At 50.7% G+C, this 13,329-nt stretch carries 9 protein-coding genes; 2 read left to right on the top strand and 7 right to left on the bottom strand.

Translation table 11 applies throughout. The features are described 5' to 3' along the window. The first annotated feature begins 63 nt into the window (after positions 1-63). Positions 64-282 carry a PspC domain-containing protein gene (locus BW972_RS17570; RefSeq protein WP_007654962.1) on the top strand — a complete coding sequence of 73 codons (219 nt, stop codon included), beginning with the start codon at positions 64-66 and terminating at the stop codon, positions 280-282. Here BW972_RS17570 and BW972_RS17565 read toward each other — a convergent pair. Together BW972_RS17565 and BW972_RS17560 are read right to left on the bottom strand one after the other, a co-directional pair. Continuing rightward, positions 277-1,299 (bottom strand): glycosyltransferase family 2 protein, encoded by a 1,023-nt coding sequence (locus BW972_RS17565; RefSeq protein ID WP_076423093.1) that lies wholly within the window; start codon positions 1,297-1,299, stop codon positions 277-279. The genes BW972_RS17570 and BW972_RS17565 overlap by 6 nt on opposite strands. Beyond that, complete coding sequence (locus BW972_RS17560; RefSeq protein WP_007654970.1) at positions 1,289-1,624, bottom strand: YbaB/EbfC family nucleoid-associated protein; 336 nt, start codon at positions 1,622-1,624, stop codon at positions 1,289-1,291. Before BW972_RS17560 ends, BW972_RS17565 begins: the two co-directional genes overlap by 11 nt. 382 nt (positions 1,625-2,006) lie before the next feature. Between BW972_RS17560 and BW972_RS17555 the strand changes: the two genes are divergently transcribed. Next, positions 2,007-5,660, top strand: coding sequence for an outer membrane protein assembly factor BamB family protein (locus BW972_RS17555; RefSeq protein ID WP_076423092.1), 3,654 nt, complete (start codon positions 2,007-2,009; stop codon positions 5,658-5,660). Between the two features lie 25 nt (positions 5,661-5,685). Here the strand turns inward: BW972_RS17555 and BW972_RS17550 are convergent, their stop codons facing one another. The 5 genes from BW972_RS17550 to BW972_RS17530 form a co-directional block, all read right to left on the bottom strand. Further along, complete coding sequence (locus BW972_RS17550; RefSeq protein ID WP_076423091.1) at positions 5,686-7,635, bottom strand: T9SS type B sorting domain-containing protein; 1,950 nt, start codon at positions 7,633-7,635, stop codon at positions 5,686-5,688. 185 nt (positions 7,636-7,820) lie between these two features. Next, positions 7,821-9,326: a histidine ammonia-lyase gene (gene hutH / locus BW972_RS17545; RefSeq protein WP_076423090.1), complete on the bottom strand. Its 1,506-nt coding sequence runs from the start codon at positions 9,324-9,326 to the stop codon at positions 7,821-7,823. Positions 9,327-9,334: 8 nt separating this feature from the next. Then, a complete protein-coding gene (gene hisS / locus BW972_RS17540; RefSeq protein ID WP_076423089.1) occupies positions 9,335-10,741 on the bottom strand; it encodes a histidine--tRNA ligase in 1,407 nt (468 codons plus the stop codon). 56 nt (positions 10,742-10,797) lie between these two features. After that, entirely contained in the window at positions 10,798-12,180 is a 1,383-nt protein-coding gene (locus BW972_RS17535; RefSeq protein ID WP_076423088.1) for an undecaprenyl-phosphate glucose phosphotransferase, read from the bottom strand. A 34-nt stretch (positions 12,181-12,214) separates the two neighbouring features. Continuing rightward, positions 12,215-12,961, bottom strand: coding sequence for a WecB/TagA/CpsF family glycosyltransferase (locus BW972_RS17530; RefSeq protein WP_076423087.1), 747 nt, complete (start codon positions 12,959-12,961; stop codon positions 12,215-12,217). Between the last annotated feature and the right edge of the window lie 368 nt (positions 12,962-13,329).

Raw genomic sequence — 13,329 nt, 5'->3', positions numbered from 1 at the left:
TTGTCGATTTTTTTTTGACAGTGACCTGTATAATTCCTACTTTTAAAATTAAATCAAACGAAAGTGAAAAGGCTACAATATTTTATCGAATCTCAGGCTTTTGGTGTCTGCGCCATGTTGGGTGAGAAGCTTGGCATAGCCTCTAGCAGCATCCGCCTGTCCTTTATCTACATTTCGTTTTTCACACTGGGCTCTCCGATCATCCTGTACTTTATCATGGCCTTCTGGATGAATGTAAGCAAGCACCTGCGCCGAGAGCGTAGCACAGTTTGGGACCTATAGCTCCCGCACCGTGCGTCGCTGGCGCACAAAGTACTGCCACACAATACTTCCTCTGTAAACGCCCGTCATAGCCGGAAAAGTACCTTTCAGCTGTTGTTCTTTTCTGCGCTGCCGCCAGTATTTGCTTTTGCGTAGCAGATCGGCATGCGCATTAAGTACCGCTTTGGCATCGGCTCGCTGCCCCGCCAGCAGCATACGCAGGGCCGCTACCCAGTCGAGCAGGATGCGGATAACAACAGTTGAAAACAGCTCCTTGGCTGGCAGGTTTTTGTACAGCAAGGCCATGCCGTTGCGGAAGTTCAGATAAGTTTTGCGCGGATTGGACTTGTGTAGCGTACCGCCTCCCACATGGTATACCTGGCTGTGCCCGTTGTACATCACCTTGTACCCTACGTTCTTGGCGCGCCAGCAGAAATCTATCTCCTCCATATGCGCAAAAAAAGCTGGCTCTAATCCCCCCAGACCGTGGTATGCATTGGCTCGCACGAACATACAAGCGCCTGTTGCCCAGAATACCTCCGCCACATCATTGTACTGCCCTTTGTCTTCTTCCAGCGTTTCAAACAGACGCCCTCGGCAAAAAGGATAGCCCAGGGAATCCAGCATACCGCCGCCTGCTCCGGCGTACTCAAAAAAGTCAGGGTGTTGCTGCGAAACGATCTTAGGCTGGCAAACAGCGATGTTCTCGTCGGCTTCCATTAACTGGATGATCGGTTCTGTCCAGCCCGGCGGCACGTCCACATCAGAGTTCAGCAGCACGTAGTACTTGGCATCGATCTGGCGCAGGGCAATGTTATACCCTTCGCAGAAGCCGTAGTTGTCGTCGTTTTGGATGATGCGCACCTGCGGAAAGTGCTCCTGTAAGAAAGGAATAGAGCCATCGGTAGAGGCATTGTCGGCCACGATGACCTCACAGCCAGAACTGTTGGCCACTACCGAGGGCAAAAACTCCTGCAGATAGCGGAGTCCGTTCCAATTAAGTATGACAATAGCCGTGAGGCTGGGATTAGAGGCCAAAGTTTCCTAGATCTAAACCGGGGATATTAGGTAAAAGGCCTTCTGTGCTCTTCTTCATTTCTTCAGCAGCGCGTTCGCCCGCAGTCAGCATGGCGTTGTTCACGGCAGCCACCACCAGGTCGTTTACCATGTCGCGGTCGTTCGTGTTCAGGATGGAATCGTCAATCTCAATCTTGAGGAGCTTGCGTTGCCCATTCACAGTCGCTTTCACGAGGCCCGCACCCGACTCGGCGGTAACGGTAATGTGCTGCAGGTTGTCCTGCGCTTCTTTCATTTTGGCCTGGACTTCTTTCATCTTGCCCATCATGCCCATCATATCAAACATAGTCTATCTTCTTTTGGTGTACTGTACAGGTATAAACGTCCCCCGTAGCCGAGGGGTATACAAATATACAAGCATATCTTGAATTAAGGGAAAAATGGTGTCGGTGAGATGAGCCGGCGATGCTTCATAATCAATTGGGTCCAATTCTTTCGCCCCATTTTTTTGCACTAATGCTGTGAAATTTATCTATCCTGAAAGGTAGAACTTCCGTATTATAATTATACATATAATAAATTGTTTGCCCAGCTGGCAATTTTGTCAGCAATGGTACATCCGCTCCTTTTCCACAACTTTCACCCTTTTCTACGTCTTCTTAGATTGGAGCAACAATGCTTCTGTGTGATTATAACTATATATGGTACAATAAATTTACTCCATTCCTATGTCAGATTTTACACGCTTGCCCAATCGGGACTATGGATTCCTGTTAGTCGTTTCTTTGTTTCTTTCACTTCTTGTGCAGCCTGTTTTGGCGCAGCAGGTTACAGAAGCCTGGGAGCGGCGCTATGGCAGCGATTTTCCCACGTTTGAGTCAGGTGCTTTTAGCGCGGTTGATGCAGCTGGCAACACCTATGTGGCGGGCAACAGCAGAAGTAGCACCCTGGGTTCTCCTACCAATTACGATGCCTTTGTGGCAGCTAAATTTAGCCCCACTGGCGAAGTGCTCTGGCAGCACCATTTTCCACTGTTCCAATATCCCCATGCCTTGGTTGATGTCGCACTGGACGAAACAGGCTTTTACGTAGCCGCTTCCACGGTTGACATGGGTTCCAGAACGACGGTGTATGTGGTGAACTATAATGTAGCAGATGGCCAGGTGGTCTGGCAGCAGAGTGAGACGCCGTTTAGTAACATGACAGGTATAGAGCTATTGGCAGATAATAGGGGAGGACTGATTATGGTTGGCTCTGGCCATTTTAATATGCCTGGAGACTTTACGCAATTGTTTAAGTACAATGCCGCCAATGGGGAAAGGATATGGATACAATCTGTGTCTGGAACTGAACCCCCTAACGTGTACCAGCATGTGGCGGGTATAGCCCTGGACAGTCAGGGAGACATCTACCTGACAGGCAGCACGGGTATTTTGGATAACGCCAGCCAGATGCTGACAACAAAGCGCAGCAGGGCAGATGGCTCTTTGGTTTGGCAAGTGCAGTACGATTCCAATCTGCAGAACCGTGCAATGCAAATTGCCGTGGACGAAACAGGGGGCGTCTATACCTGGGGGGTACTATATGCAACGGATCCTGATCAGCCCGAAGGAAGCTTCCTGATCAGGTATGATGCCGCCAATGGCAACCAGGTGTGGCAGGAGCCACTACAGAGTGCAGGTATACCCGGGCAGCTGGTGGCTGATGAAGCAGGAGGGCTCTACATGGTCAGCAACGTGCAGGGAGGCACTCAGCTGGCAAGGTATGGCGCTGCTGATGGCAGTTTACACTGGTCGAGTCTGCAACAGGGCTCTTTTGCTGCCCTTGACACAGACGAGGCGGGTCATGCTTACCTAGGTGTCACACTTTCAGATGCTGCCTTTGCGGTTGGCAGGTATAGCGCTACCAATGGGGAGCAGGTATGGGAATATGCTTCTCAGGAAGACAGCACCTATGTACTGGATGGGGTGAAAGTATCTGAAGCGGGTACTTTGCACCTGACCGGAACCTCTGGTGGTGTTGATTCACACCTTTTTGTGGCGAGCCTTCAGACAGCTACAGGTGCGCTTGTTTTCAATACTACCTTCATCCACACTTTACCAGGTATAGACCAGCCAGCGAACATGGTGACGGATAATGATGGTAATGTGTATGTTACGGCCACCAGCGGGAACCCGGATGCTTCACGTCCGTATCAGCATGCTTTTTTGCTCAAGTACTCGCCTGACGGGGAGCTGCTCTGGAACAGGCAGTTCTATAACAGTGATGTCAGGCAGTCCAAACATCTGGCAGTAGACGCAGCGGGCGCTGTGTATATGATGCTAAGCGTGTACGGAAGCGATGCGCGTCCGCAAATCAGGCAACTTAAATTGAGCGGTGCTACGGGCGGGACGATCTGGGAACAAGAGCATGGTCCCACAGATGCTAACCTGGGCAGGGAAATACAACTCGACCAACTGGGGAATCTCTACATCATGGGCACGGTTAGTCCTCAGTTTGATCTTCCTCAAGAGGATTTCCTAATCAAAGTTGACACTGAAACAGGACAGGAACTCTGGACCAAGCGTTACGGACGGCAAGACTCAGACAGTGACCTGAATGAATTGGTTGCCTTCGCCCTGGACGAAACAGGTGATGTGTATGTGACTGGCACCGCACGTGCCCCCGCTGTAGTAAACAATCTGGCGCTGGCAAAGTATGCGGGCGGCGACGGCAGTGTGCTGTGGAACGAAATTTACAACAGCAGTAACCGACAGACTGAACACCAGGTGACGGGTATAGCCGTTGATACCACTTCAGGCGTATACCTGGCTGCCCTCGACATTCTGGACACTGGTGAGCATGTGGCCTACCTGCTTAAGTTTGAGGCAGCTAGTGGTGCATTCGTATGGCGGCAGCCTACCATTGACGAGGTAACAAATTCAGGCAGCTTGTCGAACCTGATCCTTGACAATGCTGGCGGAGCCTACGTAACGAGTTTTAATAACAGGCTAATCAAGTTGAGCACAGAGGAACCCGGTGTTATATGGACAACTCCCTTCCAAGGGGCCATCTCGGCTGTTGAACTTGACGAGGCAGGAGGCATCTATGTAGCGTACAGTACTACGGATGGTGTGCAAATCGTGAAATACAAGACCTCAGATGGCTCCAGGGTATGGGATGTGTTCAAGGAAGGGCAGGCTAATCATATGCAACAACTTTTGGCTCTGGACAAAGACAGAAATGTATTTGTGGTGAATACAACCTACTCGCCTGATACAAACTTTGACCTCCTAACCGTAAAATACAGTCAAACCACAGAAGAGCCATCCTGCGCTATACCTGTAAATGTGCAGCTATACCTGGCGCCTTATGCCATACGGGCAGGCTGGGAGGCACGCACTACCGCTGACTTTTCGCCCTACATCCTCACAGAGGACACCGGTCTGCGCTGGACCTGGGGCGACGGCTCGGAGCCGACTATGTCCTATACCGCTTTTGGCACCTCACGCATCACGGGCAAGCATATCTATACGCAGGCGGGAATCTACCAGGTAGGACTTGACTTTTCTGAAAGCTGCCTGGAGGCGACCAACAGCGACTACAACCAGTGGCACGTCATTTATGACCCGGAAGCCGGCCATGTCCAGGGCTCTGGCAGCATCGTATTGGCCAATTTCGGGTTGGGTGGCAATAGCCAAAAGCTCGAAGCTGAATTCTCTTTCTATGTCCGGTATCAGAACAAGCATGCCACCAGACCGCAAGGCACACTGCAGCTGACCGTGAACAAGCAGGAATTCTCCCAAAGCGGAGCGCTCGACTGGCTGGTGATCACCGGAGACCAGGCCATCTGGAAAGGGACAGCACAACTACAGGGCGTAGGCAGATTCGGCTATATCGTGTCGGTGCGCGACGCGGGTGGCAAAGGCAAAAACGATCCTAATGATCAGCTTCGCATCCGCATCTGGGACCTTAGCCGTGGCAATGCAGTTGTGTTCGACAACTTTGAGTCTGGAGGTGATATTTACGACCTGTCATCCGAAACCGGACCCCGCATCGGTTGGGGCAACATCGTGATCAATGGCAGAAAAGACAACCGCGACCTGCATGCTGCTAATGGGGAAGGTATGCAGAGACTGGCATCAACCGAACTGCTAGCCTATCCGAATCCTGCCGATGCGCTCACAACAATTCGTTTTACCTCGGCTGTGGAAAGCGCTTATGAACTGCAGCTTTTTGATATGAAAGGGGCGCTGATGCAGCAGGTAAGACAGGGCCAAGCAAAAGCGGGTGAAGTCACCGAAGTCCAGTTGGATGTCTCCTCTTTGAAAAAAGGCATGTACCTGGCTCGGATTACCAGTGCTGGCGGGGTGCAGACCGTGAAAATAGTGGTTGAGAGATAGTAAGTGGCGCCGTACTGGTTCTGGATTAGCGCAGCAGCGTGACAGTACCGGTACGGCGCTTTGCTTCCCCATTGTTGCTCACTATGTTGATTTCGTAGGCATAGGCTCCTGCTGGCTGTGGTTTGCCCTGGTAGGTGCCGTCCCAGCCATTGTTGCGGTCGTCAGAAGCAAACACGACTTGTCCCATGCCGTTGTATACCTTGATGCTGAAGGACCTGATGAAGCGCCCTTTTACTTCGAGCACATCATTCAGTCCGTCACCGTTAGGCGTAAATGCATTGGGAATATGCACCTGCAAAGGCTGCTGGATGACCACCGTGTTGGAATAAGAGGTGGCATTGCCGTTACCGGAAGTCACCCGTACACGATAGCGCAGCTCCTGAAGCTCCTCACTCAGGTTGCGGTCTGTGTAGGTATTGCCCGTAACCGGTATACTGCTGACCACACGGCCGTCAGCGTCCAGTAGCTCCAGCGTATACTGGCTCACGCCATCCGGAAAACCAACATAGCCAGTCCAGCCCAACGAGACAACCGGGGCGTTCTCCTGGGGTAGTGCGATCAGGTAAACCGGGCAGGTGGTGTTGCTGGGAGCCGAGTTGCGCTCACAGGGGTTGGTGTAGCTGGCGCGGTAGCAAGCCGGATTCAGCGGTTGCAGCGGGTCCGTATGCTCTGTCTGCTGGCTGGTGGCCAGGTCTGCAAAGGGCTCTCCCTCAATACTGTGTTGGAAGCGAATCTGCTGGGCTGTCTGGCCGCCTGGAATGGTAAGTGCCAGCTGTACCTGGTTGTTCAGATCGTAGGTGCTGTAGAGGTAGCTGGGCGGCGGAGTGGCTGTTGAGGTGGCCTGCACGCAGCGGGAAGCTGAAAACGAGCGGCTTTGCCCATTATTCAGGGTGCTGATTACCTGGTAGCAGTAGTTTTGCCCGCAGCTCAGATTGCGGTCGGTATAAGTGGTCGTGTTGCTGTTTAGATCCGCTAGCTGGTTGCCCTCGCGGTATACCTGGTAGCTCTGCACATCGCCGCCTATACCTGACCAGCTGAGGTTTGCCAGCTCATTGCCAGTCTGCGCACCCAGCACCAGGCTGCTAACAGGAGCTGAAAAGAGTGGAAGCTGATTGCCGCAGTTATCGGCCGGGCGGATCCGGAACTGTAGAGGTTGTCGGGTGTCTATATTGCCTATTCTGAAGTCAACCCACCTGTTTTGAGTAGCTGGCGCACTTGTAAAGATTGGTTCAAAATTGCCGGCTGCTGTGGTGCGTCGCTCCAGCACATAGCGGTAGCCCGGTTGCAGATTCTCCAACGTGAACAGGATCTCACCGTCTGCAGCCTCACGCTGCACTTCCAGCTTTGCAATCAGGGGTGTGGGAGGAGCCGGCAAAAGCGTGACGGTGTTTGTACTGCTTGTCTCGCAGGAGCTGACCGTGTACTTTCCACGCACCGTGATGGTATAAGTAGCAGCTGTGCCCTGGTAGGTATAGAGCGGTTGTTCGCCGGCTGGCACGCCTCGTGCTATGGTGTTGTCCCCATAATCAATGTCGTACAAATTGTATCCGATGTCCGCAATAGTGACCTGAACCGATCTGCTGGCGCAGGGCTGCACCGTGAAACTGGGAGCCGGAGTGGCGACTACTTCAAATTCCTGGGGCTCAATAGTGGTGCTGTTGCCACCTCCGCGATTGATGATCTGTGTGATGATGTATTTGCCGGGCTCCGTATAGGTATACTGGAAACGGCCATCAGCACCACGATTCACTAATTCACTCTGGTCAAAATTCTGAGGGTCAAAAGCATCAGGGCCCGGATCGTAGAAAGTCGTATACTGTACATTCTGGTCAGTGCTGCAATCCACAAAGAACACAGGTATACCTGCGCAAATCACCTTTACTTCCTGCTCATTCTGTATAGCCCGGAAACAGCCTTGCTGCCCCACAACAGGAATAGCAGCGAAAAGAAACAATATGAACAGTAGCAGTCTCAAGCGATAGGTATAGGGTGTGCTACGAATATAGTCAAGCAAGGGATAGGAGAAAAGCCTGAACCTAAAATTCAGGTATAGGAAGAGTCTTTGTTAAATGGGAAGTGTAAGGCAAGGCAGGCAATTAAAAAGAGAAATCCGCAACAGTACCGGGAACTGCTGCGGATTTCTCTTTTATGAACTATCCCTTAATTCTGGACAACAAGCAAGTGGCCGGTTCTAATAAAATCCACGCTTCTTTCCATATCAGGATGCATCACACGGTCAGTGCTCACAAAAGGGATCTGCTCGCGGAAATCAGCAAACAGCTGCTCCAGCAGTGGTGAGCTTCGAAGCGGACGTCTGAATTCCAGCGCCTGCGCAGCGTTCATCAGCTCTATGGCCAACACACGCTCCACATTCTGCACCACTTTATAGAGCTTCGTGGCCGCATTAGAACCCATGCTCACATGGTCTTCCTGCCCGTTGGAGGATGGGATCGTGTCAATGGAAGCAGGAGTGCAAAGTTGTTTGGTCTGGCTTACAATGGATGCCGCCGTATACTGCGTGATCATAAAGCCAGAGTTCAGCCCAGGCTCCGCTACCAGGAAATCAGGCAAACCGCGGCTGCCTGAGATTAGCTGGTACGTGCGCCGCTCGGATATACTGCCCAACTCCGCCAGTGCAATCGCCAGAAAGTCCAGCGCTAGGGCAAGCGGCTGCCCATGGAAGTTACCGCCCGAAATGATCTCGTCTTCGTCCGGGAAAATGTTCGGGTTGTCGGTCACGGAATTGATCTCAGTCAGGATCACCCCCTCAGCGTAGCGGATGGCGTCTTTGGAAGCGCCGTGTACCTGCGGAATGCAGCGGAAAGAGTAGGGGTCCTGCACATGTTGTTTGAACTGACTGATCAACTCACTTCCCTGCAGCAGCTGACGGAAATTTGCAGCCGTCTCAATCTGGCCCCTATGTGGACGCGCCTGGTGAATCAGGTGGTTAAACGGCTCGATGCGTCCGTCGAAAGCATCCAGCGACAAGGCACCCACCACATCGGCTGTGCGGGACAGACGGCGGGCCTGCAGAAGCGCATGCACGCCGTAGGCGCTCATAAACTGCGTTCCGTTGAGCAAAGCAAGACCTTCTTTTGCCTGCAGTGTCACCGGCTCCCAGCTAAACATCTCCAGCACATGACGGCTTTCCAGGCGGTAACCCTGGTAGTATACCTCTCCCAAGCCGATCAGCGGCAGGCAAAGGTGCGCCAGAGGAGCCAGGTCACCACTCGCCCCGAGCGAACCCTGCTGGTACACGATCGGGTAGATGTCACGGTTATAAAAATCGATCAGGCGCTTTACGGTCTGCAATTGCACCCCGCTGTTGCCATAGGCCAGCGACTGTATCTTGAGCAAAAGCATCAGTTTCACCACTTCAGCTGGCACCTCATCGCCCATCCCACAGGCGTGCGACATCATCAGGTTGCGCTGCAGCTGCTCCAGGTTATCATACGAGATCTGCTTTTTGTAAAGCGATCCGAAGCCGGTATTGATGCCGTAAATGCTCTTGTCGGTGCTGGCGATCTTGCGGTGCAGGTAGTCGTAGCAGTGCAAAATGCGCTCCTCAGCCTCCTGCGACAACGCCAGGCTATACCTGCGGCTGATGATTTCTTCGATGCGCTCCAGGCTCAGGTGCTGACTGGAGATATGGTGAACGTCGCTCATATGATTGTTTATTTCGCTTCGGATTTCAGCTGGGCAATGATGTCATCGATGTATAGTTCGTCCTGCTCGCCGGTCTGCATGTCTCGCAGCTTCAGCTTGCCAGAGGCCATTTCCTCAGAACCCACCAACAGCACAAATGGTATCTTTTTCTGATCGGCGTAGCTCATCTGCTTTTTCAGCTTGGCCGCCTCCGGGTATAATTCTGAGGCTATACCTGCGTTGCGCAGCTTCTGCAGCAGGGGCAGGGCGTAGCGCTCCGAGGCCTTATCAAATTGAACGATCAGCACCTTGGTGCCTACCTCGCTGCTGGCAGGGAATAGCTGCAGCTCCTCCAACACATCGTAGATGCGGTCTACGCCAAAGGAGAAACCAACACCCGACACGCCCGGCATACCGAACATGCCGGTGAGGTTATCGTAACGGCCGCCGCCGCTGATGCTGCCCATGTTGGCGTTGTTCACCTTTACCTCGAAAATGCAGCCGGTGTAGTAGGAGAGACCACGGGCCAGTGTCACATCCAGCTGTAGGCGTGGCTGACCGGATGGGTTTTGCGTTACAAGAGCATCACTTCCCAGGTCCTCCAGGTACTCCCATACCTCCTGAAGGTCTTTCAGGCCTCGCTGGCCTTCTTCAGTGCTGCCAAGTAGTGTTTGAAGTTGGTCTAATATTTCCTGGTTAGATCCTTTCAGTTCGTAAAGAGGCTCCAGTCTATCCACGGCACCCTCGGCTATACCTCGCTCCAGCAGTTCTTTGCGCACGCCTTCTGCTCTGATCTTATCGAGCTTGTCGATGGCCACGCAAATGTCACCTTCGCGGCCTTTCTCTCCAATGGCCTCCGCTATACCTGCCAGTATACCCCGGTGGTTGATCTTAATTGTGAAGTCCGTCATCCCTAGCGTGCTCAGCACCTCGTCGATCATCTGCACGATCTCCGCCTCGCATAGCAGAGAGTTAGTGCCTACCACGTCGGCATCGCACTGGTAAAACTCGCGGTAGCGGCCACGCTGGGGACGGTCGGCACGCCATACCGGCTGAATCTGGTAACGCTTGAATGGGAAGCTGATCTCGTTGCGGTTCATCACTACGAAGCGGGCAAACGGCACCGTCAGGTCGTAGCGAAGTGCTTTCTCGGAAATCTTGCGGGTCAGGTGCTTAGAGCCCTGCTCAATATCATTGGCTGTTGTTTTGGATAGGAAGTCACCCGAATTGAGAATTTTGAAAATCAGTTGGTCGCCTTCATCGCCGTACTTGCCAGTCAGCACCGACAGCTGCTCCATGGCGGGGGTTTCGAGCGGCAGATAGCCGAATTTCTCGAAGGTGCGCTTGATCACGCCAAATATATAATTGCGCTTGACCACCACAGCGGGGCCAAAGTCACGTGTTCCTTTCGGTATAGATGGTTTTTCCTTGCTCATGTTTTCAACTTTGCAGGCGAAGTTACTAAAACAGGAGCAAATGCACGGGCTGATTTTTAAAATGCGTTATCCTCACCCCGCAGCATGTTGTACACGGTATAGAAGACGATTTTGAGATCGAGGAAGAAAGACCAGTTTTCCAGGTAGAAGATATCGAGTTTCACGCGGCCGCGCATCTGGTGTATCTCACTTGTATCACCGCGGAAACCCCGCACCTGCGACAAGCCCGTTATACCTGGCTTGATAAAATGCCGCACCATAAATTTATCTACCAGTGTGGAGTAGTACATGGTATGGCTCAGCATGTGTGGTCTTGGACCTACAATCGACATCTGTCCCATCAGCACGTTAAAGAACTGCGGCAATTCATCCAGACTGGTTTTGCGAAGGATGGCCCCGATTGGCGTGATACGGGAATCGCCGCGCTGGGCCTGTTTGGAGTTGGCCTCATTGTTCACATACATGGTACGGAGCTTCCAGCACTTAAATTTCTGGTTGTCCAAGCCGGAGCGTTCCTGCTTAAAGAAGATAGGACCTTTGGAGTCGAGCCTGATAAGGATAGCCAGAATAGGAAGCAGCCAGGAAAGGATGAACAAAATGACAAGTGATGAGAACACGATGTCGAAAGTACGCTTCAGAAACTTATTGATCGAATCGTCAAGCGGAATCGAGCGGAAAATAAGCACGGGCAGCATGTCATAGAAATCTACCTGTAGCTTCTGATAGGGTAGCCCGCCCGGCTCAGGCAGGAACTTCAGGCGGATCAGGTTATTATCTACAAAATTGAGCAATCGTACGATTTGATGCTTCTGCAGCTCAAAGGGACTACAGTAGATCTCATCGACATCGTTTTGAAGGACGAACTCCTCGATTTCATCTATTTTACCGATTACGCCAGGCTCCTGTGTATGTTTGTCATCAAAGAAGCCGAGGAAACGATAACCATGCTCAGGCCGGTTTTTAAAGAAGCGACGCAGTTCTTTACCAGGAGCTGAATAGCCGATGATAATGACTCTGCGGTAATTATAGCCTTTTCTTCTATACACCCGAAGCGATGTGATAACAATGATGCGCCACAGGATAACGAGACCAGCCAGTAATAGATAATGGTAGAGTAAAAAGCTGCGGGAGTAAACCTCTGCGTCCAGCATGTTGAGAAACGCCTCTATCAAAATTAAGTAGAGTAGCGTCACTTTCAGGACATTTGCTAGTATTTCCAGGATCCGGGTAACCCTGTAAAACCTATAGGTGCCCAGCAAACTGGTACAAATAAACCAGGCAGACAGACCATAGACCAGAAAATTTACATAAGGCCTGGTAAAAAAGCCAGCCAATGTTCCCTCAGTCAACCAATAAGCACTTGCAGCTGAAATAGCAATTGCTACCGCATCGCCTAAAGCATGAATAGGTTTGATATATCGGGAATACAGGCCGGGCATTTAGAGTATTTTAGTATATAGCAAAAATACTAAATCATTTGACAATGGTAGGTTGCTTTATTTTTCTTTTTATCTGATGAGGCTGTACCTTATAACTGAAGCAATCTTTTGTAAAGGCATACAGAAACTTGAAGTAGTCAGGCAACCGCTTTCTAAAATGGGGTTCTTTGATAAAACGGTAAGGCATGCGCAAATTGAATTTATTGATCCAATCCGGATAATAGTTTAACCTGTCAATAGTCTGATGAATAAATCCCCCACAGGTATAGCCTTGGCCACTCCAGCCTTTATGGTAAAGATCAACCAAAAATTTTTCCTGAAGCGGCACACCAAGTCCTGCAACTACGATATCTGGCGCTAAAATTTTGATGCATTCGAGCGTTTCATCTCGTTCTGCGTTGTCACTGAAGTAGCCATCCCGGTAGCCCAGTATATTTAATTTGGGAAAATGTTGCTGAATCATTTTGATGAAACGCTCTATCTCCGCTTGCTTGGCACCGATAAAGTATATGGATTTATTATTAGATATAGCATCGTTGAACACACTGAAGGCCATTGAAGTCATATCGAAGCTAAATCTTTTAGCAGGTATCCCCGCAAACCGCAAGGCAGCCACAAACAGCCACCCGTCAGCAAGCAGGTAGTCAAACTGCTGATACAGATGCCTCTGATCTCTGGCGATAAGATAAGACACTGGGTTGATAAATGTCGTCAGAGATTGATGTCCATTAGCTTCAGGGCGTGGAGGTACTGGTCTTTTATTTTTAATAATGTCAAGCATCGTTCATTCTGTTACCAATAAATATATGCCTGCTACGGAAATTTATTGCGTTATGCATTGTAAAAAGTACACTAATTAGATTACAAATTTCATGATAATTTTTGTGAAGTAAAATCAAAGCTTTTGCCTTACTCTCTCACGTAATTTGTACTGGTATAGGTATAGTGAACTCAAAAACGTGATTAAAACAATACCTTTCTGCCTGTCCATAAAGTTTTCAAAAGTCAGGCCAATTATAAGACTTACCATAAAAAAGAAATAAAGCTGGTCTTTAGATCTGTTCGCAACGCTTTGAAAAGCAACGATTCATCTACCAGCGGATAATCATATCGCCATTGGTTTGTTTTTCTTTCTAAGTTTCAAGCAAG

The organism is Pontibacter lucknowensis (assembly GCF_900156415.1).
In the GTDB taxonomy this organism is placed as follows: domain Bacteria; phylum Bacteroidota; class Bacteroidia; order Cytophagales; family Hymenobacteraceae; genus Pontibacter; species Pontibacter lucknowensis.
This window is presented reverse-complemented; position numbering and strand designations above follow the sequence as displayed.